The sequence below is a fragment of the Listeria innocua genome (assembly GCF_028596125.1).
Taxonomy (GTDB): Bacteria; Bacillota; Bacilli; order Lactobacillales; family Listeriaceae; genus Listeria; species Listeria innocua.
In genome coordinates this window covers 1,604,877-1,627,925 of sequence record NZ_CP117229.1, presented here as the reverse complement: position 1 = coordinate 1,627,925, position 23,049 = coordinate 1,604,877, and the positions used below count along the sequence as shown (strand labels likewise).

Genomic DNA, 23,049 nt, shown 5'->3' with positions numbered 1-23,049 from the left:
ACGACGTCAATAATTAATAACGAAATGAAAGAAAAAACGCAAACCAAGCAGTTTAGCTCTATTTTTGGTATAATAGAAGATGTGAATGTAAAAGGAGAGATAAGCATATGAATACTAAATTGCCTCTTGATTTATTTAATCAAGCGAAACGTAGCGCAAGCCAAGATCAACCGGCTCTATTTAGCTGGGTAACTGAGTTAGATGAATTAGTGTCTCCAGTCAAATTGTTTAAAAAAGCTGGTACGGCTTTTAAAGGTGAACGTTTTTTCTGGCAAAATCCAGAAATGACACTGACGATGACCGGTTTTGGTGTAACGAAACAATTTTTGGCGGAGAAGAAAAAAGATGCTTTTCTTGGACTGCAAGAGAAAATTGAAAAAAGACTGCGCACTTGTGTAACAAATGCAACAGTAGATGCAACTGGGCCAATTTACTTTGGCGGTTTTGCTTTTGATCCTGAGCGGGATACAGAGAAAGAATGGCAAAGTTTTAAAGATGGTTTGTTCTACTTACCGCTATTTATGTTGACTAATAAGGATGGGAAAAGCTACTTAACGGTCAATTTGTCCATCTACTCAGATGATACGGAGAGCAAATTAGAAGCTGTTTTTAATCAGTGGCAAAAAATCATTCATCAAGAGGTTAATGAAGCTGAAATGGCATTGCTAACAGATTTTAAGGAAATTGGTAAAGAGCATTTCCTAGAGACTGCAAGTGAAATTATCGATATGATTAATCATTCAGAAGACGTGAAAAAAGTAGTTTTAGCTAGACGGATGGGGTTACGTTTCCAGCGACAAGTAGATAGCGCAATTATTTTGGAAAATATGCTAGCAACACAAGAAAATAGTTATTTCTTTCTTATAGAAAAGGGAACAGGAGTCTTTTTTGGCGCAACTCCAGAAAGATTGCTCGCTGTAAATGGGGATACAATCCAGTCCTCTTGTGTAGCAGGTTCAACCGAACGTGGTGCTACGGATGATGCAGATGAAGCCCTAGGAAATGCTTTACTGCAAGATGCAAAAAATTTACGAGAGCATTCCTATGTTGTACAAATGATGGAAGAAACATTAAAACCATTTACGACAGGTCTTTCGTTATCTAGCCAACCCGTTCTGCTAAAAAATCGCGATATTCAACATTTATATATGAATATTACAGCGAAGAAAAAGCCTGATGTGACAATGCTTGAAATGGTGAAAGCTCTTCATCCGACACCGGCACTTGGCGGATTACCGCAAAAAATGGGGCTGGCGATTATTCGAATGAAGGAAGAAATGGACCGGGGATTTTACGGCGCACCAATTGGCTGGGTTGATTTAAAAGGCTCTGGTGAGTTTGCTGTTGCGATTCGTTCTGGTTTAATTGTTGATTCGCAAGGTTTGATCTATGCTGGTTGCGGGATTGTTGGTGATTCTGTTCCAAAAGAAGAATTAAAAGAAACTGAGGTTAAATTCCAACCGATGTTACGCGTATTAGGAGGCATAAAGAAATGACAAACCACGAACAAGTGCTGACAGATTATTTAGCTGCATTTATTGAGGAGCTTGTGCAAGCCGGTGTAAAAGAAGCAATTATTAGCCCGGGTTCTCGTTCAACTCCGCTGGCACTGATGATGGCAGAACATCCAACATTGAAGATTTATGTAGATGTTGATGAACGATCAGCTGGTTTTTTTGCGCTTGGGCTAGCGAAAGCATCCAAACGTCCAGTTGTTCTGCTCTGTACTTCCGGAACTGCAGCGGCAAACTATTTTCCTGCTGTGGTGGAAGCAAATTTATCACAAATTCCATTAATTGTCCTAACTGCTGACCGTCCGCATGAACTTAGAAATGTTGGAGCACCACAAGCAATGGATCAACTGCATTTATACGGTTCGCACGTAAAAGATTTCACTGATATGGCGCTTCCTGAAAACAGTGATGAAATGCTTCGCTATGCTAAATGGCATAGTAGTCGCGCGGTGGATATTGCTATGAAAACACCTAGGGGACCAGTGCATCTTAATTTTCCGCTTCGTGAACCACTTGTGCCTATTTTAGAACCTTCTCCATTTACTGCTACTGGGAAAAAACATCATCATGTACATATTTACTATACGCATGAAGTTTTAGACGATAGTTCCATTCAAAAAATGGTCACCGAATGCACGGGCAAAAAAGGCGTATTCGTTGTTGGACCGATTGATAAAAAAGAATTGGAACAGCCCATGGTAGATTTGGCGAAAAAACTAGGGTGGCCAATTTTAGCGGATCCTCTTTCTGGCTTACGTTCTTACGGGGCAATGGATGAAGTGGTAATTGACCAATATGATGCATTTTTAAAAGAAGCGGATATTTTGGATAAATTAACACCAGAAGTAGTGATTCGCTTTGGAAGTATGCCAGTTTCTAAACCACTAAAAAACTGGTTGGAACATCTTTTTGGCATCAGATTTTACGTAGTAGATCCTGGTGCTGCTTGGAAGGATCCAATTAAAGCTGTAACGGATATGATTCACTGCGACGAGCGATTTTTACTTGATATTATGCAACAAAATATGCCGGACGATACGAAAGACGCTTCATGGTTAAATAGATGGACTTCTTACAATCAAAAAGCGCGCGAAATCGTTCTGGAAGAAATGGCGAATACAACTACTTTAGAAGAGGGCAAAATTGTTTCGGAATTGCGCCGTTTGTTACCAGATAAAGCTGGTTTATTTATTGGTAATAGTATGCCAATTCGCGATGTAGATACCTATTTTTCGCAAATTGATAAGAAAATAAAAATGCTCGCAAACCGTGGCGCTAATGGTATTGATGGGGTTGTTTCCTCGGCGCTAGGTGCTAGTGTTGTATTCCAACCAATGTTTTTACTGATTGGTGATTTATCGTTTTATCATGATATGAATGGCTTGCTTATGGCGAAAAAATATAAGATGAACCTTACTATTATTATCGTCAACAATGACGGCGGTGGGATCTTCTCATTTTTACCTCAAGCAAATGAACCGAAGTATTTTGAGTCACTGTTTGGTACTTCAACTGAACTTGATTTCCGCTTTGCTGCGGCATTTTATGATGCTGATTATCATGAAGCAAAATCTGTGGACTCACTTGAAGAAGCTATTGATAAAGCAAGCTACCATAAAGGTTTAGATATTATTGAAGTAAAAACCAATCGTCATGAAAATAAAGCAAACCACCAAGCGCTTTGGGAAAAAATTGCGACTGCTTTAAAGGCGTTAGATTAATATGCTAGTAAACGGTCAACATTATCATTTAATAAATGATATAAGCGGGGAAAAACCAGTTTTATTAATGTTACATGGTTTTACTGGTTCCAGCGAGACTTTTCAAGATAGCATATCGCTTTTAAAAGAGCATTTTAGTATCATCGCGCCTGATTTACTTGGGCATGGAAAAACTTCTTGTCCCAAGGAAGTTGCGCGTTATTCGATTGAAAATATTTGCGATGATTTGGCCAGTATTTTACATCAATTAAAAATCGATAGCTGTTTTGTTTTAGGGTACTCAATGGGCGGGAGAGTAGCGACTGCTTTTGCTGCAAAATATAAGGAGCTTGTGCGCGGGCTTGTTCTAGTTAGTAGTTCACCAGGACTGCGAGATGAAAAAGCACGCGCAAGTCGAATTAGTGCAGATAATCGGTTAGCAGACACGCTTGATGCGGATGGTATTGAACCTTTTGTAGCTTACTGGGAAAATTTAGCCCTTTTTGCATCACAGAAGAATTTACCGTTTGCGTTAAAAAAGCGAATAAGATTAGAGCGATTAGCTCAAAATCCACATGGTTTAGCAAAGAGTTTACGCGGAATGGGCACCGGGAAGCAACCTTCTTATTGGGAAAATTTAGCGGACTTTACTTTTCCTGTGCTACTGATTACGGGCAATTTAGATGAGAAATTCGAAAAAATCGCCCGAGAAATGAAGCAACTTTTACCAAATAGCACTCATGTCACGGTACAAGAAGCGGGGCATGCTGTTTATTTAGAACAACCAAACATTTTTTCAAGTCAGCTCATATACTGGCTGGAAGGTATTTTAAAGGAGGAAGAAAAATGAGTTTTAATTGGCAAACAGAAAAAGTATACGAGGAAATCAAATATGAAAGTTATGAAGGAATCGCAAAAATTACGATTAATCGTCCAGAAGTACATAATGCATTTACACCAAAAACGGTAACAGAAATGATTGATGCATTTAACTTGGCACGCGATAATTCGGATCTTGGCGTTATTATTTTAACTGGGGAAGGCGAAAAAGCATTCTGTTCTGGCGGAGACCAAAAAGTGCGCGGTCACGGCGGTTATGTTGGCGATGACCAAATTCCACGCTTAAACGTACTTGATTTACAACGTTTAATTCGCGTTATTCCTAAACCAGTTATCGCGATGGTTGCAGGCTGGTCCATTGGTGGGGGAAATGTTCTTCAATTAGTATGTGACTTAACAATTGCAGCAGACAATGCGAAATTCGGACAAACTGGGCCGAATGTTGGTAGCTTCGATGCTGGATATGGTTCTGGCTATTTAGCACGTGTTATCGGCCATAAGAAAGCGAAAGAAGTTTGGTTCATGTGCCGTCAATATACAGCGGACGAAGCACTTGAAATGGGCTGGATTAACACAGTCGTTCCAGTAGCAGATTTAGAAAAAGAAACGGTAGCTTGGGCGAAAGAAATGCTACAAAAAAGTCCAACTGCCTTGCGTTTCATCAAAGCAGCTTTCAATGCAGATACTGACGGTTTAGCAGGTATTCAGCAATTAGCTGGTGACGCAACACTTCTATACTATACAACAGATGAAGCCAAAGAAGGTCGCGATGCCTTTAAAGAAAAACGCGATCCTGACTTTGACCAATTTCCAAAATTCCCTTGATTTGAAGGTGTAAAAATGGACATGACAAACTGGCTTCAAAAACGAGTGCGGCTTTCTCCTGGAGAAACCGCGCTTGTTTTTGAAGGAAAACAAGAAACGTTTGAAGAAATATATGAAGCCGTAGAGAAACTTGCGGGTAAATTATTCGCGCGCGGTATTAGAAAAGACGAGATGGTTGCTTTACTTGGAAAAAACGACCGAATGACTTTTTTACTTATTCATGCTTTGCAACAACTTGGAGCTATCACTTTATTCCTTAACAATCGTTTAACGAAAAAAGAGATTACTTTTCAATTGGCAAATGCTGAGGTAAAACAAGTGATTGTAGCAGATGCGTTTGTGGATAAAGTGACTTCTGGAATTAGCTACGAAGAGTTACAGCAAACGACATACGTGGAACCCGATTTATGCAAAACATGGGATTTATCACGCACAGCTTCGGTTATGTATACTTCAGGAACAACTGGAAAACCAAAAGGTGTAATGCAAACATATGAAAATCATTGGTGGAGCGCTGTTTCTTCAGTTTTAAATTTAGGTTTAACGGAGAAAGATAGTTGGCTTTGCGCTGTACCTATTTTTCATATCAGCGGTTTATCAATTATGATGCGTTCCGTTATTTATGGAATTCCCGTGTATTTAGAAGAGCATTTCGATGAAGAAAAAATTACGCAATTGCTTGAAAGTGGTAAAATTTCTACCATCTCTGTAGTGACTTCGATGTTAGAACGATTGTTAAAAATTCAAGGCGGAAGCTACCATCCGAATGTGCGAACTGTTTTGTTAGGTGGGGGACCAGCTAATAAAGCTGTTTTGGAAATTTGTAAACAACGCGATATTCCATTAGTACAGTCGTTTGGAATGACTGAAACGGCTTCACAAATTGTGACATTGCCACCAAAAGATGCCTTAAACAAAATTGGCTCCTCAGGTAAAGCATTATTTCCTGCAGAAGTAAAAATTGCTGACGATGGCGAAATTTTACTAAAAGGACCTTCAATTACACCTGGATATTTACACAATGAAAAAGCAACGGCAAAAGCTTTTATAGATGGCTGGTTTAAAACGGGTGATATTGGTTATTTGGATGAAGAAGGCTTTTTATTTGTTTTAGAGCGGCGTTCTGATTTAATTATTTCTGGTGGCGAAAATATTTATCCGACTGAAATAGAACATGTGATTGGCGCTTATGAGGCTGTGGAAGAAGTTGCGGTTGTAGGTAAGTCAGATGCTAAATGGGGCAGTGTTCCTGTTGCCTTTATCGTTGTAAATGAAGGATTTGATGAAGGGGTATTAAAAGATATTTGTCAAACGAACTTGGCTAGTTTTAAAATTCCTAAGCAAATAACGATTGTGGAACATCTACCGAAAACAGCTTCAGGCAAAATTCAGCGAAATAAATTAAAAGAAAGACACTCTAATTAATTAGAGCGCCTTTCTTTTTTTTAATAATCAAGTCCTTGTTTTAAAGCTTTTAAATTATCGTTCATGATGGAAAGATAATCGCGACCTTGGTCTATATCTTTTTGTGTCAGTGTTTCGAGATTATGAAGTGTCAGCGTTTTTGTATTTGTTTCTTGTTTGATGACATCTGCTATTTTCGAATTAGTGTTTTGTTCAAGCATAATGTAAGGGATTTTTGCTGCTTCGATTTTTTCCACGATAGCTTTTAATTTCTTCTGAGAAGGTTCGTCGCTAGTGGATACGCCGGCTATAGGGATTTGGTGTAAGTGATATTCTATTTCCCAGTAACTGTAAGCGGCATGCGCTGTAACAAAATCTTCTTGTTTTGCTTCACTTGTAACGGAGCGGAAATCTGCGTCTAGTTTTTTTAATTTTTCTTCTACAGCTTGATAATTTTGCTCGAATGTTTCTTTTTGATCGGGCATTTCTTTAATTAACTTATCTTTTACGATAGTAGCCATTTGTTCCATATACACAGGGTTTAACCAAACGTGCGGATTTATATCGCCGTGATCGTGTTCCTCTTCGCTTTCGTGGTCATGTTCTTCGGCCGCATCAGGATCTTTTGGCAAGTCGAGTTTTTCTGCGGTAGGGACAAAAGTAACATGTTCATTCGTTAATGTTTTTTCGGCCTTGTCGACAAAACCTTCCATACCAAGCCCGATATAGAAAAATAAATCGCTATCGGCAATTTTCATCATATCTTTCTGTGTCGGTTCAAAACTGTGGGCATCAGAACCAGGCGGGTAAATGCTTTTAACGTCTACATATTTGCCACCAATTTGTTCTGTTAAATACTGCAAAGGATAAACGGTAGTATAAACGTTCAATTTACCGCTTTTTGTTGCTTTTGTATTACTACTGTCCGAACAGCCCGTAAGTATTAAAAAAACGGATAATAATGCTGTTAAAGCAAGAAGATAACTTTTTTTCAATCCATTCACTCCTCTAAATCGAAATTGTTCTTGTTTAAATAGTATACTAATCGTAGCAATTACGATTTATAGTCCGAATTTGATAATACCTTATTATTTCAGAAAAAGCAAGAAAAAATGAACCGGTATAAACCGATTCATGCTATTATTAATGGTGATGATGGGCTTTACAAGTATGGCCAGAATCATCATTTTTATCTTTTTTAGGTGGTACGAAATCAAGTCCGCCTTTATGAAAAGGGTGGCATTTGGAAATACGTCTAATTGCTAGATAACTTCCTTTTAGGGCGCCATGTGTTTCTATCGCTTCAATTCCGTAAGCAGAACAGGTCGGATAAAAACGACAGGTAGCCGGAGTGAAACGAGAGATATATTTTTGATAAAGTCGGATTCCTCCGATAAGCATTTTTTTCATTAATATTCATCCTCTAAAATTCATCTTACTAACAGCTTACCATATTTTTGAAAAAAGAAAAGGAAGTGAGTTTTTGTTTATTTATAAAGATACTTTAGGAAATAAAGTAACCATTTATTTTGAAGAACAGGGGGAAAATCCAGATGACGTACTCATTATTCCTAAAATTGACGATGGTTGGCTTTTTACGGAACATAAAATTCGCGGTCTCGAATTCCCCGGTGGTAAAGGAGAGCCGGGCGAGACTAGTCTTGTGGCAGCCCGCCGAGAACTAATGGAAGAAACTGGTGCAGTGGCTGAAGGATTTCATTTTGTTGCGGATTATTTAGTTGAATCTAAGGAACGAACTTTTACTAAACGGGTTTATACAGCAAAGATTGTTTCAATAACAAGGCAACAAAACTACTTAGAAACAAAAGGTCCAGTTGTTGTGAAAGGAACACTTAGTAAGTTTATTTTGCAACCGGCATTTAGTTTTTTTATGCGTGACGCTGGAATGGTACAAATTGTTAAGCAGGCTGAGCGGATTTTAAACGATAAAAACTAGTCAAACCAGGGTAATCTCTGCTATGATAAAAGAAACTGGAGGTGAGAAAATTGGGTATGCCACTTGAGGTAAACACAATGATCGTAACAAAGGGAAATGAAAAAAGAATTTCAGATAATTTCTTTGAACTGGAAAAAGTAGGTTACCGGATTTATCCAATTGATGTTCCAATTGCTGTTCGTAAAACAAAAGAAGGCGAAACACTTGGAGAAGCAATTCCGCGCAAACTTGTATGGGAAAATAATAAAACCATCATTAAATATGAATTAATCGCTTTAAATTCAAGTAACTAATTGTGGAGGGGATTTTTTGAAACGCAAAGTTGGTATAATTGGTGCTGGTCATGTTGGAAGCGACGTGGCTTTTTCTCTTGTTACGCAAGGGATTTGTGATGAAATCGTTATAATTGATAATATAGAAGCAAAAGCAGAGAGTGAAGCGCTTGAGTTACGCGATATGGCATCGATGACTCGTTCCTATACAACCATTACAGCGAATAACTGGGAAGCTCTTTCAGATGCAGATATTATTGTGATGGCTGTTGGTCCGGAAACACTACTACGAGAAGATCGTATGGAAGAACTCGTTGAAACAAGTCGTTCGGTAACGGAGATTGTGCCGAAAATTTTAGCGACAGGTTTTAAAGGAATTTTTGTGAATATTACTAATCCGTGTGATGTTATTACCATGCTTATTCAAAAAATATCTGGTTTTGATCATTCCCGTGTATTTGGAACAGGGACATCGCTTGATACTGCTAGAATGAGAAGAGTAGTTGGAGAAGCTTTACATATTAATCCAAAAAGCATCGAAGGTTACGTTCTTGGCGAGCATGGTGAATCACAATTTGTTGCGTGGTCGACTGTGAAAATCGGTGGCGTCAATATCACTGATTATAAAACGAAGACACCGCTTGATTTACCTGCTTTAAAAGATGCAGTACGCGGCGGTGGCTGGAATATTTTAACGGGTAAAGGTTGGACGAGTTTTGGAATTGCTACTGCCACAGCGGGAATTGTTGATGCTCTTTTAACAGATGCGAAACAAGTACTTCCGTTAGCTGTTTTTTCAGAACAAACAAATACATATATCGGACAACCAGCACTTATTGGAGCAAATGGGGTTCTAGATACGATAAAACCACCACTAACTAAAGAAGAACAAACTAATTTTGAACATTCGGCGGAAGTTATCCGTAAAGCTTTCGACTTGCTTTAGATTTAAAATTATCGATAAAAAAACTAGCTACATTAAAGATTCTCATCTTTTAACGTAGCTAGTTTTTTAAGCTGTTTTGACTTTTTTCTTTTGTTTAGGTTTTTTTGATTTTTTGGAAATAAAGCGAACTAGGCTAATAATAAGTGATACGACATATTCACCAAATGAACCAATAAAAATAGCAATAGCGATTTCTGTTTGTGACATCCCACCACCGTAAAAACTGATGAAAAATACCACACCACTTGCAATTAATCCCATTGTTGCTAAGAAATATTTAAACCAATACCAACGAAAAACAAAATCAAATAAACATACAACGGCTAAAAACCCAAGAAAAATAATCAAGGATAACGTAATTAAACTCATAGATACAATCTCCTTTAGATAAGTAAAACATCTTTTTTATCCATCTATCATACCACAGGATGGAAATAATGATAAGCGAAAAATAAAGGAAGGCATTTTTTTACTGTTTTTTGCAAATGGAAATCAAGACAAAACCGAATTTTTATTGCATATAGCCTCAGTTTATGGTATTCTATCTTAGAATTAAAATTTATCTCTTATCCAGAGCGGTAGAGGGACTGACCCTTTGAAGCCCAGCAACCTACACATATAAGTGAAAGGTGCTAATCTGTTGCAGGAGTAATATCTCCTGAACGATGAGAGCAAAGGTATAATTATAGCCTTTCTCTATTCGTGCGCGTTTCGTGCAAAATAGAGAGAGGCTTTTTATATGAGACGTATTTGGAGAGAACTAAAGGAGGAAAATAAAATTGGCTAAAAACCGTCATCTATTTACATCGGAATCGGTTTCTGATGGACATCCAGATAAAATTGCAGATCAAATATCTGATGCAATTTTAGATGCAATTATTTCAAAAGATCCAGACGCACGTGTCGCTTGTGAGACTACTGTGACGACTGGTTTAGTTTTAGTAGCAGGTGAGATTACTACTTCTGTATATGTAGATATTCCTAAAATCGTTCGTGATACTATTAAAGAGATCGGCTATACTCGAGCAAAATATGGTTTTGATGCAGAGACATGTGCTGTTTTAACGGCTATTGACGAACAATCACCAGATATTGCGCAAGGTGTGGACGAGGCACTAGAATCAAGAAGTGGCAGCGAAATTGATGCTGCTATTGAAGCAATTGGAGCAGGAGATCAAGGTTTGATGTTTGGTTTTGCTACAGATGAAACAGAAGAGTTAATGCCACTACCAATCTTTTTGGCACATGGCTTGGCACGCAAGTTAACAGAATTACGTAAAACGAATAAATTAGATTATTTACGACCAGATGCAAAAACGCAAGTAACCGTAGAATATGATGAATTTAATCAACCTGTTCGCATTGATACAATTGTTGTTTCAACGCAACATCATCCTGACATCACACAAGAACAAATCGCGAAAGACTTACACACACATCTATTCCCAGAAGTAATTGATGCTTCTTTCTTAGATGAAAATACGAAATACTTTATTAATCCAACTGGCCGCTTTGTTATTGGTGGACCACTTGGCGATGCTGGACTTACTGGCCGTAAAATTATCGTGGATACATACGGTGGTTATGCGCGTCACGGCGGGGGAGCATTTTCTGGTAAAGATCCAACCAAAGTAGACCGTTCGGGTGCTTATGCAGCAAGATATGTCGCTAAAAATATCGTTGCTGCTGGACTTGCTAAAAAAGTAGAAGTACAAGTTGCATATGCCATCGGAGTTGCGCGTCCAGTTTCCATTTCGATTGACACATATGGAACAAGTGACTATTCAGAACAAGAACTAATTGATGGTGTTAATGAGCTATTTGACTTACGCCCAGCTGGGATAATCCATATGCTTGATCTACGTCGTCCAATTTATCGTCAAACAGCTGCATTTGGTCATTTTGGCCGTAGCGACCTTGATTTACCTTGGGAAAGAACGGATAAAGCAGAAGCCTTAAAAAAATTAATCGTAAAATAAGCTTAACCGAACATTTCTTGTGAGGAATGTTCGGTTTTTTTCTTTCCTAAACAGTGCAAAGAAAGCCTAGTTATGATATGATAGACGTTGTGAAAAAAAGATAAAATGATTATCTATATAGAGGAGAAATGTTACCATGTGTGGATTTGTAGGATGCGTACATGACCGCATTACAGAAATTACTGGCGCTGATAAAGAAACCTTTAGACAAATGAACAGTATGATTACGCACCGTGGGCCAGATGATGAAGGATACTTCACAGATGATCACGTGCAGTTTGGTTTCCGCCGTTTAAGTATTATTGATGTAGAAAACGGTCATCAACCGTTAACGTATGAAAATGAGCGTTACTGGATTATTTTTAATGGAGAAGTTTATAACTATGTGGAACTCCGCGAGCAATTAGTTGCTGAAGGAATGACATTTGAAACCGAAAGTGATACAGAAGTAATTATCGCTACATATGCGAAATACAAAGAAAAAACAGCAGAACGTCTTCGTGGGATGTTTGGTTTTGTTATTTGGGATAAACAAGAAGAACTTGTTTACGGCGCACGCGACCCATTCGGCATTAAACCATTTTTCTATGCAGAAGAAGACGGTAAGCTATTTATGGGTTCTGAAAAGAAATCCATTTTACATGCTTTAAAAGAAAAAGAACTAGATGAAGTTTCATTACAAAACTACATGACTTATCAATTCGTTCCAGAACCAGATTCCTTAACTAAAAATGTAAAACGCTTAGAACCAGGACATCAGTTCACGAAGAAAATTGGTCAACCAATGGAAATTACTACTTATTGGAAAGCATCTTTTGCACCAGTAACTAAATCAGAAGACGCATGGATTAAAGAAGTGCGTGACGTAATGTATGATTCTGTAAAAATGCATATGCGCTCCGATGTACCAGTTGGTTCATTCCTATCTGGCGGTATTGATTCATCGATTATTGCGGCGATTGCCAAAGAATACCATCCTGCAATTAAAACATTTTCTGTTGGTTTTGAACGCGATGGTTTCAGTGAAATCGATGTAGCTAAAGAAACAGCAGATAAGCTTGGTGTAGAAAATATTAGTTATGTTATCTCACCGGAAGAATATATGAAAGAATTACCAAAAATTGTTTGGCATATGGATGACCCACTTGCTGATCCGGCTGCTATTCCGCTTTATTTCTTATCAAGAGAAGCGCGTAAACAAGTAACAGTAGCATTATCAGGTGAGGGCGCAGATGAACTTTTTGGCGGTTATAACATTTATAACGAACCAAATTCCCTTGCGATGTTTAACAAAATGCCAGGCGTATTTAAATCAATGTTAAATAGCGTGGCGCGTATTATGCCAGAAGGAATGCGTGGTAAAAGTTTCTTAGAACGCGGAACAACACCGATGGAAGAACGTTACATCGGAAACGCCAAAATGTTCACAGAAAAAGAAAAACAAATTTTACTTCCGAAATACCAATCTGGTCATGATTATACGAACATTACGGATCCATTTTATGCAGAAACTAAGAATTATCATCCTGTAGAAAGAATGCAGTATATTGATATTCATACGTGGCTACGTGGAGATATTCTCCTAAAAGCTGACCGGATGACGATGGCTAATTCACTGGAAGTTCGTGTACCTTTCCTTGATAAAGAAGTGTACAATGTAGCAAGAAATATTCCAGATACAATGAAAACAACCAATGGAACAACCAAATACATCTTACGTAAAGCGGCAGCCACTTTTGTACCAGAACACGTACTTAATCGCCGTAAACTAGGATTCCCAGTACCAATTCGTCACTGGCTAAAAGACGAAATGAACGCTTGGGTTAAAAATATCATTAAAGAATCACCAACCGATCATTTAATTAACAAACAATACGTTCTAGGCTTACTAGACGATCACTGTGCCGGTAAATTCGACTACAGTCGTAAAATCTGGACAGTTGTTATTTTCATGATTTGGTACGATGTATACGTAGCAGATAAATACGACTTTGGAAAATAAAAAGAAAACCTAGACAGGCTAATTACTAGCTTTGTCTAGGTTTTCTTTTTTCGATGATAATGACGAATGGGGCATCATTTTTTTGATTAATAAAGTTATAAGATAAAACGTGGAAATCTTGTTGCGGAATCGCTTCACAAAAAGTCAAGACAGCATCTTTTTCGACTTTTCCAGCTGGATGACCGTGATAAATTACAAGAATAATGACGCCACCAACTTCAAGTAGCTGCATTAAATGGCCAATGCTTTCTAACGTAGAATCAGCGGTTGTCGTAATTTCTTTGTCGCCACCTGGCAAGTAGCCGAGATTGAAAATAGCAGCGCGAACAGGTTTTGTTGCATATTCTGGAATAAGCGCATGGCTAGCACATACGAGCTCTACTTGTGATGCGACACTCGCATTTTCTAAACGAGTTTTCGTTGCATCAATTGCCATTTGTTGAATATCGAATCCAATCACATGACCATTTACACCAACAAGTTCAGCTAGTAAAAGCGTATCATGCCCGTTACCACACGTTGCGTCAATTACATAATCTCCAGAGCGAACTACTTTTCGAAGTGTATCATGAGCGAAGGGGAGAATACCACGTAAATTCATTTGGAACTCACTTCCACAGGTTGATATAATTTCCCTTGCCAACTATCTCTTCGAACGAGTTCCGCATCAATGGCATTCAGTACTTCAAATTTATTTAAACTCCAAACTGGGCCAATTAAGTCATCCACGCCACCATCACCTGTAATTCGGTGAATAACCATTTCAGGAGGCAGAATTTCAAGTTGGTCAGCTACTAAGTTCACATAACCATCACGGGTTAAAAATTCTAAGTCACCTTTTTTATAATCTTCTACCATTGGCGTTCCTTTTAATAAATGGAGTAAATGGATTTTAATACCATCAACGCCACTTTCAACTACTTTTTGTGCGGTTTCCATCATCATTTCCGGCGTTTCTTTCGGAAGACCATTAATAATGTGGGTACAAATGCGGATATTATGTTTTTGCAGTTTGCGCACGCCTTCTAAATAACAATCATAGTCATGCGCGCGGTTAATTAAGCGCCCAGTTTCATCGTGAGCAGATTGTAAACCAAGCTCTAACCATAAATAAGTCCGTTCATTTAATTCAGCCAAGTATTCAACGACATCATCCGGCAAACAGTCAGGTCGTGTCGCAATCGAAAGCCCAACCACGCCAGGCTCATTCAAAACTGTTTCAAATTTCTCACGCAGTTCAGCAACAGGGGCATGAGTGTTAGTAAAAGCCTGGAAGTAAGCAATACATTTCCCGTCTTTCCATTTCGTTTGCATTTTGTCGCGCACTTGTTGGAATTGTACTTTTAAATCAAGCGCTCGATTCCCGGCAAAATCTCCAGAACCTGCCGCACTACAAAATGTACAACCGCCATGCGCTACTGTGCCATCACGATTTGGACAATCAAAACCACCATCGAGCGCAACTTTATATGTCTTTTGCCCAAATTCTTCTCGTAAACAGTAGTTCCATGTATGGTATCTTTTATTATCATTACTATATACAAATGGATTCGTTTGTTTCACTAGTTTTAGACTCCTTCAAATGAAATTCTCCATTCATTTTAGCACATTTTACTACAAAAGTTAGATAAATCTTCAGACCGCTTGCTAAAAAACCTAAATTCAGCTACAATAAGACTAATGAATTTTGCGAAATAGCGATGAATTGGAGTAGTAATCTGCATATTTTGATGTGAAGAGAGCTGACGGTTGGTGCAAGTCAGTCACAAAATCCGGATGAACTTACCATGGAGCTTGGGTGTATCCCCGTTTTCCGCGTTAAGGAATTGTTAAGTTGAGTGGTTAAACACTAATGTGGGTGGTACCGCGGGAGAAGCATCTCTCGTCCCATGGCGATAAGCCGTTGGGATGTAGGGATTTTTTTGTAGCCAAAATTCGATATTTTAAGGAAAAGAGGATGAGTAAAGTGACATTTAATCATAAAAAAATGGAACCGAAATGGCAACAATATTGGAGTGAACATAACACTTTTAAAACAACAGAAGATAAAGATAAAGAAAACTTCTATGCACTTGATATGTTTCCTTATCCATCTGGAGCAGGTCTTCACGTAGGACATCCAGAAGGCTATACTGCAACAGATATTTTGTCTAGAATGAAACGCATGCAAGGGAAGAACGTCCTTCATCCAATCGGTTGGGATGCATTTGGACTTCCTGCAGAGCAATATGCGATTGATACTGGTAACGATCCAGAAGAATTCACCGCACTGAATATTGCCAACTTTACTCGCCAAATTAAATCTCTTGGTTTTTCCTATGATTGGGACCGTGAAATTAATACAACAGATCCAGAATATTATAAATGGACACAATGGATTTTTGAAAAACTATATGAAAAAGGCCTAGCTTATGAAGCCGAAATCGCTGTAAATTGGTGTCCGGCACTTGGAACCGTATTAGCCAATGAAGAAGTAATTGATGGCAAAAGTGAACGCGGTGGCTTCCCAGTTTTCCGTAAACCAATGCGTCAATGGATGCTTAAAATTACCGCCTATGCAGATCGTTTGCTAGATGACCTTGAACTTGTAGACTGGCCTGAAAATATTAAAGATATGCAACGTAACTGGATTGGTCGTTCAGAAGGCGCAGAAGTTACTTTTAAAATTAAAGATAGCGATGAAACGTTTAATGTCTTTACAACACGCCCAGATACACTTTTTGGCGCAACATATACGGTTTTTGCACCAGAACACGAACTTATCGAAAAAATCACAACACCTGAGCAAAAAGAAGCAGTTGAAGCTTATAAAAAACAAGTAGAACTAAAAAGCGAGCTAGAAAGAACCGACCTTGCAAAAGACAAAACAGGCGTATTCACAGGAGCTTACGCGATTAATCCAATCAACGGCGAAGAAGTGCCGATTTGGATTGCTGACTACGTGTTAATTCAATATGGAACGGGTGCAATTATGGCCGTACCAGCCCACGATGAACGCGACTTTGAATTTGCGCAACAATTTGGTTTGAATATTCGTCCTGTTCTTGAAGGCGGCGACGTGACAAAAGAAGCATTCACTGGCGATGGACCACATATTAACTCTGATTTCTTGAACGGACTAGCTAAAGCCGAAGCGATTACCGCTGCAATTGATTGGCTAGAAAAAGAAGGCATCGGTAGCCGTAAAATCACGTATCGTTTGCGCGACTGGTTGTTTAGTAGACAACGTTACTGGGGCGAACCAATTCCAGTTATTCATTGGGAAGACGGTGAAACAACGCTTGTACCAGAAGAAGAACTGCCACTACTCTTGCCAAAAGCAACGGAAATCAAACCTTCAGGAACTGGCGAATCTCCTCTTGCTAACTTGCACGACTGGGTAAACGTTACAGACGAAAATGGTCGTAAAGGTCGTCGTGAAACAAATACTATGCCACAATGGGCTGGGTCAAGCTGGTATTTCCTGCGCTATATCGATCCAAACAATACTGAAGCAATTGCTGATAAAGAAAAATTAGCAGAATGGCTTCCTGTAGATGTTTATATCGGCGGGGCAGAACATGCAGTACTTCACCTTCTTTATGCACGTTTCTGGCATAAATTCTTGTACGATATCGGTGTAGTTCCAACAAAAGAACCTTTCCAAAAACTATTTAACCAAGGCATGATTCTTGGCGAAAATAACGAAAAAATGTCCAAATCAAGAGGCAATGTCGTTAACCCTGATGAAGTAGTAGAAAAATACGGTGCAGACACACTTCGCTTGTACGAAATGTTCATGGGACCACTGGAAGCTTCTATTGCTTGGAATGAAAATGGACTAGAAGGTGCGCGTAAATTCTTAGACCGTATTTGGCGCTTGCTAGTAACTGAAGAAGGCACTCTTGCTGAAAAAGTTACAACCGATGCGAATGCTAATTTAGAAAAAGCGTATCATCATATGGTGAAAACAGTTACTAATCATTACGAAAATCTGCGTTTCAATACCGGGATTTCGCAACTAATGATTTTCATCAATGAAGCATACAAACAAGATACGATTCCAAAACAATATGTTGAAGGTTTCGTTCAACTCTTGTCACCAATTGCACCACACCTTGCAGAAGAATTGTGGGAAATCCTTGGTCATACAGAAACAATTAGCTATGTAGCTTGGCCAGCCTACGATGAAACAAAACTAGTAGAAGATGAAGTAGAAATCGTACTTCAAGTAAATGGCAAAGTAAAAAGTAAAATCACCGTTGCAAAGTCACTCGGAAAAGAAGAACTAGAGAAACTCGCACATGAAGACGATAAAATCAAAGAAAACATAGACGGAAAAACCATCCGTAAAGTAATCGTCGTTCCAGGAAAACTTGTAAATATTGTTGCGAATTGATTAGAGAAACGCTTCGAAATTGAGCTTTGTTGCTAATTTTGAAGCGTTTTTTCTTTGGAAAATTTTAAGCAACATGCATAACAAATATAGCTAATATTTTGCTAGTATTAATGTAAAACGGGGTGTCAGCAATGAAAAACAGTATAGACTACATTAAAACTGTCCAAAATGTAAAACGTTTTTTTGAGGAGTTTCAGTATTTGGTTTTCCTTTTAGGACCTAGGAACAAGATACAACTTAATTCTGAGGGTATAGTAGAAAAAAAGTTAATAACAGATGACAGTAGCGATATAACTGCAATAGGAAAATTAGTTCAATTATATACAGAGATATTAAATACCATGAAACCTCTGCATCGTTTCATTCTAATTAAATGTTATATTGATAAACAAAAAGACATCGCTACAATGATGGAATTACCTTATGAAATAGCACAATTTAAAAGAATAAAAAAACAAGCCGTTCTCAGTTTAGCCGAAGAACTTGAGATTATCGTTGAAAAAAACTAGTTTAGGAAGAAGATCTGTATTACAGGTTGCATATTTCTCGTTTTTATGGTATATTAGGAAACGGTGTTAAATCACACACGCACGGTGACAGACTGAGAAGGTGCTTAACGACTTGTTCGCTTAAGTTTTTCAGCTGGTTGATCCATGCGGAGGGCGGTTAATCCGCAAAAAATAAACCAATAGGAGGGAATAACACATGCCTGTTATTTCAATGAAACAATTACTCGAAGCAGGAGTTCACTTCGGCCACCAAACTCGCCGTTGGAACCCAAAAATGAAGAAATATATCTTCACAGAAAGAAATGGTATTTATATCATTGACCTACAAAAAACAGTGAAAAAAGTAGACGAAGCTTTCAACTTCATGCGTGAAGTAGCTAGCGACAACGGAACTATCCTGTTTGTAGGAACTAAAAAACAAGCTCAAGAATCCGTTCGCGACGAAGCTATCCGTTCTGGACAATATTTCGTGAATCATCGTTGGTTAGGTGGTACTTTAACTAACTTTGAAACTATTCAAAAACGTATTCAACACCTTAAAAAAATCGAAAAAATGGAAGCAGACGGAACTTTTGAAGTCCTTCCTAAAAAAGAAGTAGTCCTTCTTAAAAAAGAACAAGAAAAACTAGAACGCTTCTTAGGCGGAATCAAAGACATGAAAGGTCTTCCTGACGCTCTATTCATCGTTGACCCACGCAAAGAACGTATTGCGGTTGCAGAAGCTCGTAAACTTCATATTCCTATCATCGGTATTGTTGATACAAACTGTGATCCGGATGAAATCGACTACGTAATCCCTGCAAATGATGACGCTATCCGTGCGGTTAAACTTTTAACTGCTAAAATGGCTGACGCTATCATTGAAGTGAACCAAGGGGAAGAGTTAACTGAAGCGGAAGTTGCTCCTGTAGAAGAAAAAGCTGCAGAAGAAACTACTGAAGCATAAGATTTTATTTGAAACTTTCAAGGTGATAAGGCACTATTCTTATCACCTTTTTTAAAGAGAAAAATTGGAGGGAAAATAAATGGCTAATATTACAGCTCAAATGGTAAAAGAATTACGTGAAAAAACTGGCGCTGGTATGATGGATTGTAAAAAAGCGCTTGTAGAAACTGAAGGAGATATGGAAAAAGCAATTGACTATCTTCGTGAAAAAGGAATCGCTAAAGCTGCGAAAAAATCTGATCGTGTTGCTTCTGAAGGTATGACTCATGTAATCAGCAATGAAAAACATGCTGTAGTACTTGAAGTAAATGCTGAAACAGATTTCGTTGCTAAAAACGACAACTTCCAACAATTAGTTGATGCACTAGCTAAACAAATTCTTGAAGTACGTCCAGATAGCTTAGAAGATGCACTTAAAACAGAAATGCCTAATGGTCAAACTGTTCAAGACTACATCACTGAAGCAATTACAAAAATCGGTGAAAACATTTCCCTTCGTCGTTTTGAAGTTAAAGAAAAAGCGGACAACTCTGCTTTCGGCGAATACATCCACATGAACGGACGTATTGGTGTTCTTACACTTCTTGAAGGAACTACTGACACTACAGTTGCAAAAGATGTTGCAATGCACATCGCTGCAATCAATCCTAAATACATTTCTCGTGAAGACGTTTCTACTGAAGAAGTTGAACACGAAAAAGAAGTATTAACTCAACAAGCATTAAACGAAGGCAAACCAGCTAATATCGTTGAAAAAATGGTAGAAGGTCGTTTGAAAAAATATCTAAGCGAAATTTCTTTAGAAGACCAACCATTTGTTAAAAACCCAGACATCACTGTTGGCGAATACGTAAAACAAAGCGGCGGAAAAGTTGTATCATTCGTACGTTTTGAAGTAGGCGAAGGAATCGAGAAAAAAGAAGATAACTTTGTTGAAGAAGTAATGAGCCAAGTGAAAAAATAAGTAATATTTTATGAATATCAAACTCCTGCAACCCTATATGGAATGCAGGAGTTTTTTTATTTTAAATTTATTTAGATAGTTTATCCTGCGTGTGTTTTTTGCTATACTTAGAAGGTACAATAAAACTAAGGGAGAACAGCATGAAAAAAATCATCAAGTTTATTTTTGTTACTTTATTTATTTTATTTTTAGTAGATTGTTTATGGACAATGATTCAAACAAAAGACGGATTAGATTCACCTCTTTGGCTACAAATTGTTTATTTATTAGCTTATCTAGTTTCTGCAATTGGTGCCTATAAAGAAAAGTGGTTCGGTTTTTTTATCGCATTTTTATTTGGAGTTATGATTATGATAGCAAGTATTATTATCACTTTATAAACAAAAAGTCTCGATTTAATTATCGAGGCTTTTTTTTGAGAATTTTAATATACTACGGATGAATATTTATACATTTTATATATAAGAATTTATATATATAAAGGGATTTTGGTATTGGTTCTTAACCACGAAATCCAGTTCCTTGAACAATTTGTCATATTTGGAACGTTGGTTGCATAAAATAGTGAAATACACTCAAAATAAGGTGAAATAATAGACCAAATAGACGATTCGTTTCAAAAAGTGTAATAATAATTCTAATTTAAGCCTGATTTTAGTCGTTCATGACAAGAATCGGCTATTTCATTACATTTTTGGTTATACATTCGCTATCCATGTTACAATTTTTTTGGAGGGTATAAAGTTTAGAAATGAGGCGTTCAAGGTTGGAAAAAGGGATGACGAACATTAAAAGAAATATTTATAAATTACTTTTATTTTTACTTAGTTTGCTAGTAGCTTTTATTGTATATTTCCGTATATTTTATAATATCTTACCCATGTACTTTGGCAATATGGAGAGCTTGAATAAAAATGTTTTAGCTTTTGGGATTGTGGTATTCACACTATACATTTTACTCAAAATGGTTTTTAAGCTTCAAAATAAATGGGATGGATATTTATTACTCTTATTGTATTTATTCGTTTTAACTATCGGCTTATTAAGACCTGATGATAGTGTATCTTTAGAGTCCTATTTTAATGTCAATGTGATGCTTATTTTGGAAGATTTACGCGTTAATGAAGCTTCGTGGTCCGTACTTTTAATTAATTTAGTGTTATTCACTCCTATGTATTTTCTGCTAAGCTTTGTTCCATTTTTGGATGATTTTCTAAAGCGCTTTATTGCCTTTTTTACTTTGATTTTAGTAATCGAAAGCTTGCAATCTATATTAAAAGTGGGGATGTTTGATGTAACCGATTTGCTATTATATATCATCGGATTTTTCGTTGGATTCGGAGTTTACTGTTGTATAAAAAAGGTATTTAGAGCACAAAAGCCCAGAAACTCGAGCCAATTTTAAAAATTTAGTACGTACGAAAGCTTGTTATTATTTAAATAGGGATTTCCTATTTTTATGATATAGTTTGAGAGAAAAGGGGGAGTATTCATCACGTTAGGAAGAAAAAAAGGTATACGTATTAACTAATATGTTTACTGTTTCACTTGAAAAATTACTTACAAAGAGGAGCGACACAGAATGAAGAAAATTTTATCATTGTTAGTAGCATTTATTTGCGTATGGAGTATGGTTATGCCAAGTGTGGAAGCGAGTGCGGCAGCTAAAATTATTACATGGGATTTAGTAGATAGTAGTAAGCATTTAGATTACTCGGGTAATTCGAAGTATATGTCTTTTATAAGATCAGGGGCCAATACTTGGAACGCCTATAAAAAGGGAGTAATTAGACCAGCTTCTGCGCAGAATAAATCTGATGTTTATTGCAGTGATGTTTCCGTCAATAACAATGTTAATGCTACTACTTATAGCAATGGAAAAATTACTTTTAACAAAAAAAATATGGATAAAAAAAATAATGCTGGTAAGCAAAATGTAGCAACACACGAATTAGGTCATGGTTTGCGATTAGCTCATAATGCATCCTCTGATGTGATGTACCAATATAGTACTTCCAAGACGAGCTTATCTACGAACGACAAAAGATCTTATGATGCAGCATATAAAAAATATTAAAAAGGGGTACTTAAGATGAAAAAGACAACTATGGGAATAATTGCTTCAACAGTAACAATTTTAGGTATCGGTTGCTTGCTAACAGTAAGTACATATGCAGAAAAAACAGAACCAAAGAAAAAAGATGTTCCAACTTATGCCATTCATTCAGACTATACACTAAATATCGATAATCCAAATGAAGTTGTTGGTGATGCGGATTATGTGTTTGTCGGAAAAGTAACAGGAGAGAGCGGAACTATTTATAAAAATAAAACGCCAATCGAACAAGAAGATGGTTCGGTAAAATATATCGGAGAAGCCTACACAAATTATAAAATCAAAGTTATTTCTAATTTAAAAAATGAACTGGCAACGGATAAAGAACTTGCGATAGCCAAACAAGGTGGTATTCGAGAGGACGGTTCTGCCTATGATATATTTGAAGATGACATACTGCCAGATGTAGGAAAAATTTATATTTTTACTGCTTATACGCAAGATGATGGTTCATTACTTATTTCAGGTGGTAACTCTACAATAGCATTCGATGAAAAAACAAAAAATATCGATACAGCAAAAGAAGTTACGCAAACAGAAGAATATGAAACATATGAAAATGCCGTAGAAAACCAAGTGAAAATAGAAGAAAACTAAATAGAAATGATCAAAAAGCATAACGGTGCTTACTAAGTATCGTTATGCTTTTATTGTATATAGCTGTATTTTTTCTTAAAAGTAATCCCGAAATACAAAT

At 37.4% G+C, this 23,049-nt stretch carries 23 protein-coding genes, 1 riboswitch and 1 other annotated feature; of the genes, 18 read left to right on the top strand and 5 right to left on the bottom strand.

All coding sequences use genetic code 11. The features are described from left to right. The first annotated feature begins 107 nt into the window (after positions 1-107). From PQQ29_RS08600 to PQQ29_RS08580, 5 genes are read left to right on the top strand one after another with little or no spacing between them, the layout of a single operon-like run. Positions 108-1,496 carry an isochorismate synthase gene (locus PQQ29_RS08600; RefSeq protein WP_003772173.1) on the top strand — a complete coding sequence of 463 codons (1,389 nt, stop codon included), beginning with the start codon at positions 108-110 and terminating at the stop codon, positions 1,494-1,496. Next, positions 1,493-3,235, top strand: a complete 1,743-nt coding sequence (gene menD / locus PQQ29_RS08595; protein ID WP_003772171.1) for a 2-succinyl-5-enolpyruvyl-6-hydroxy-3-cyclohexene-1-carboxylic-acid synthase — start codon at positions 1,493-1,495, stop codon at positions 3,233-3,235. Before PQQ29_RS08600 ends, menD begins: the two co-directional genes overlap by 4 nt. Position 3,236: 1 nt before the next feature. Further along, positions 3,237-4,064 (top strand): 2-succinyl-6-hydroxy-2,4-cyclohexadiene-1-carboxylate synthase, encoded by an 828-nt coding sequence (menH, locus tag PQQ29_RS08590; RefSeq protein WP_010990952.1) that lies wholly within the window; start codon positions 3,237-3,239, stop codon positions 4,062-4,064. Further along, positions 4,061-4,879, top strand: coding sequence for a 1,4-dihydroxy-2-naphthoyl-CoA synthase (gene menB / locus PQQ29_RS08585; RefSeq protein ID WP_003723264.1), 819 nt, complete (start codon positions 4,061-4,063; stop codon positions 4,877-4,879). Before menH ends, menB begins: the two co-directional genes overlap by 4 nt. A gap of 15 nt (positions 4,880-4,894) precedes the next feature. Next, entirely contained in the window at positions 4,895-6,304 is a 1,410-nt protein-coding gene (locus tag PQQ29_RS08580) for an o-succinylbenzoate--CoA ligase (RefSeq protein ID WP_010990951.1), read from the top strand. 20 nt (positions 6,305-6,324) lie between these two features. Here the strand turns inward: PQQ29_RS08580 and PQQ29_RS08575 are convergent, their stop codons facing one another. Both PQQ29_RS08575 and yidD read right to left on the bottom strand, forming a co-directional pair. Then, on the bottom strand, positions 6,325-7,278 hold the full coding sequence (locus PQQ29_RS08575; protein ID WP_187984138.1) for a metal ABC transporter substrate-binding protein: 954 nt from the start codon (positions 7,276-7,278) through the stop codon (positions 6,325-6,327). 148 nt (positions 7,279-7,426) lie between these two features. Then, positions 7,427-7,693: a membrane protein insertion efficiency factor YidD gene (gene yidD / locus PQQ29_RS08570; RefSeq protein WP_003762576.1), complete on the bottom strand. Its 267-nt coding sequence runs from the start codon at positions 7,691-7,693 to the stop codon at positions 7,427-7,429. A gap of 73 nt (positions 7,694-7,766) precedes the next feature. Here yidD and ytkD point away from each other — a divergent pair, with 73 nt between their 5' ends. The 3 genes from ytkD to PQQ29_RS08555 are packed head-to-tail and all read left to right on the top strand — an operon-like array spanning position 7,767 to position 9,458. Continuing rightward, the gene (ytkD, locus tag PQQ29_RS08565; RefSeq protein WP_070752897.1) at positions 7,767-8,240 is read left to right on the top strand and encodes an RNA deprotection pyrophosphohydrolase; all 474 of its coding nucleotides are present in this window, start codon (positions 7,767-7,769) and stop codon (positions 8,238-8,240) included. A gap of 50 nt (positions 8,241-8,290) precedes the next feature. Then, entirely contained in the window at positions 8,291-8,533 is a 243-nt protein-coding gene (locus PQQ29_RS08560) for a DUF2584 domain-containing protein (protein ID WP_003762570.1), read from the top strand. A 16-nt stretch (positions 8,534-8,549) separates the two neighbouring features. Beyond that, positions 8,550-9,458 carry an L-lactate dehydrogenase gene (locus PQQ29_RS08555; RefSeq protein ID WP_187984137.1) on the top strand — a complete coding sequence of 303 codons (909 nt, stop codon included), beginning with the start codon at positions 8,550-8,552 and terminating at the stop codon, positions 9,456-9,458. A gap of 66 nt (positions 9,459-9,524) precedes the next feature. Here the strand turns inward: PQQ29_RS08555 and PQQ29_RS08550 are convergent, their stop codons facing one another. Continuing rightward, complete coding sequence (locus PQQ29_RS08550) at positions 9,525-9,827, bottom strand: hypothetical protein (RefSeq protein ID WP_003772154.1); 303 nt, start codon at positions 9,825-9,827, stop codon at positions 9,525-9,527. Positions 9,828-10,021: 194 nt separating this feature from the next. Continuing rightward, positions 10,022-10,130, top strand: a riboswitch (SAM riboswitch). 107 nt (positions 10,131-10,237) lie between these two features. Here PQQ29_RS08550 and metK point away from each other — a divergent pair. Then, positions 10,238-11,437: a methionine adenosyltransferase gene (gene metK / locus PQQ29_RS08545; RefSeq protein WP_003762563.1), complete on the top strand. Its 1,200-nt coding sequence runs from the start codon at positions 10,238-10,240 to the stop codon at positions 11,435-11,437. A gap of 136 nt (positions 11,438-11,573) precedes the next feature. Next, positions 11,574-13,439, top strand: a complete 1,866-nt coding sequence (gene asnB, locus PQQ29_RS08540) for an asparagine synthase (glutamine-hydrolyzing) (protein ID WP_003762560.1) — start codon at positions 11,574-11,576, stop codon at positions 13,437-13,439. A 25-nt stretch (positions 13,440-13,464) separates the two neighbouring features. On the opposite strand, the gene mnmM is transcribed toward asnB, so the two are convergent. Together mnmM and mnmL are read right to left on the bottom strand one after the other, a co-directional pair. Continuing rightward, on the bottom strand, positions 13,465-14,040 hold the full coding sequence (gene mnmM / locus PQQ29_RS08535; RefSeq protein ID WP_187984136.1) for a tRNA 5-(aminomethyl)-2-thiouridylate-methyltransferase MnmM: 576 nt from the start codon (positions 14,038-14,040) through the stop codon (positions 13,465-13,467). Further along, the gene (gene mnmL / locus PQQ29_RS08530) at positions 14,037-15,002 is read right to left on the bottom strand and encodes a tRNA modification radical SAM protein MnmL/YtqA (RefSeq protein WP_010990946.1); all 966 of its coding nucleotides are present in this window, start codon (positions 15,000-15,002) and stop codon (positions 14,037-14,039) included. The genes mnmM and mnmL overlap by 4 nt, the downstream gene beginning before the upstream one ends. A 128-nt stretch (positions 15,003-15,130) precedes the next feature. Continuing rightward, positions 15,131-15,332, top strand: a binding site (T-box leader). A 73-nt stretch (positions 15,333-15,405) separates the two neighbouring features. Between mnmL and leuS the strand changes: the two genes are divergently transcribed. The 8 genes from leuS (at position 15,406) to PQQ29_RS08490 (ending at position 22,949) form a co-directional block, all read left to right on the top strand. Next, positions 15,406-17,817, top strand: a complete 2,412-nt coding sequence (gene leuS, locus PQQ29_RS08525) for a leucine--tRNA ligase (RefSeq protein WP_112119924.1) — start codon at positions 15,406-15,408, stop codon at positions 17,815-17,817. Between the two features lie 131 nt (positions 17,818-17,948). Beyond that, positions 17,949-18,326: an ArpU family phage packaging/lysis transcriptional regulator gene (locus PQQ29_RS08520; protein WP_010990944.1), complete on the top strand. Its 378-nt coding sequence runs from the start codon at positions 17,949-17,951 to the stop codon at positions 18,324-18,326. Positions 18,327-18,522: 196 nt separating this feature from the next. Continuing rightward, the gene (rpsB, locus tag PQQ29_RS08515) at positions 18,523-19,272 is read left to right on the top strand and encodes a 30S ribosomal protein S2 (protein WP_003772143.1); all 750 of its coding nucleotides are present in this window, start codon (positions 18,523-18,525) and stop codon (positions 19,270-19,272) included. 79 nt (positions 19,273-19,351) lie between these two features. Beyond that, positions 19,352-20,236: a translation elongation factor Ts gene (gene tsf, locus PQQ29_RS08510; protein ID WP_003762546.1), complete on the top strand. Its 885-nt coding sequence runs from the start codon at positions 19,352-19,354 to the stop codon at positions 20,234-20,236. Between the two features lie 140 nt (positions 20,237-20,376). Further along, positions 20,377-20,616 carry a hypothetical protein gene (locus tag PQQ29_RS08505; protein ID WP_010991651.1) on the top strand — a complete coding sequence of 80 codons (240 nt, stop codon included), beginning with the start codon at positions 20,377-20,379 and terminating at the stop codon, positions 20,614-20,616. Between the two features lie 386 nt (positions 20,617-21,002). Next, positions 21,003-21,641 carry a VanZ family protein gene (locus tag PQQ29_RS08500; protein WP_010991650.1) on the top strand — a complete coding sequence of 213 codons (639 nt, stop codon included), beginning with the start codon at positions 21,003-21,005 and terminating at the stop codon, positions 21,639-21,641. A 177-nt stretch (positions 21,642-21,818) separates the two neighbouring features. Then, on the top strand, positions 21,819-22,313 hold the full coding sequence (locus PQQ29_RS08495; protein WP_003772139.1) for a matrixin family metalloprotease: 495 nt from the start codon (positions 21,819-21,821) through the stop codon (positions 22,311-22,313). A gap of 15 nt (positions 22,314-22,328) precedes the next feature. After that, positions 22,329-22,949 (top strand): hypothetical protein, encoded by a 621-nt coding sequence (locus PQQ29_RS08490; protein ID WP_010991649.1) that lies wholly within the window; start codon positions 22,329-22,331, stop codon positions 22,947-22,949. Positions 22,950-23,049 lie beyond the last annotated feature (100 nt).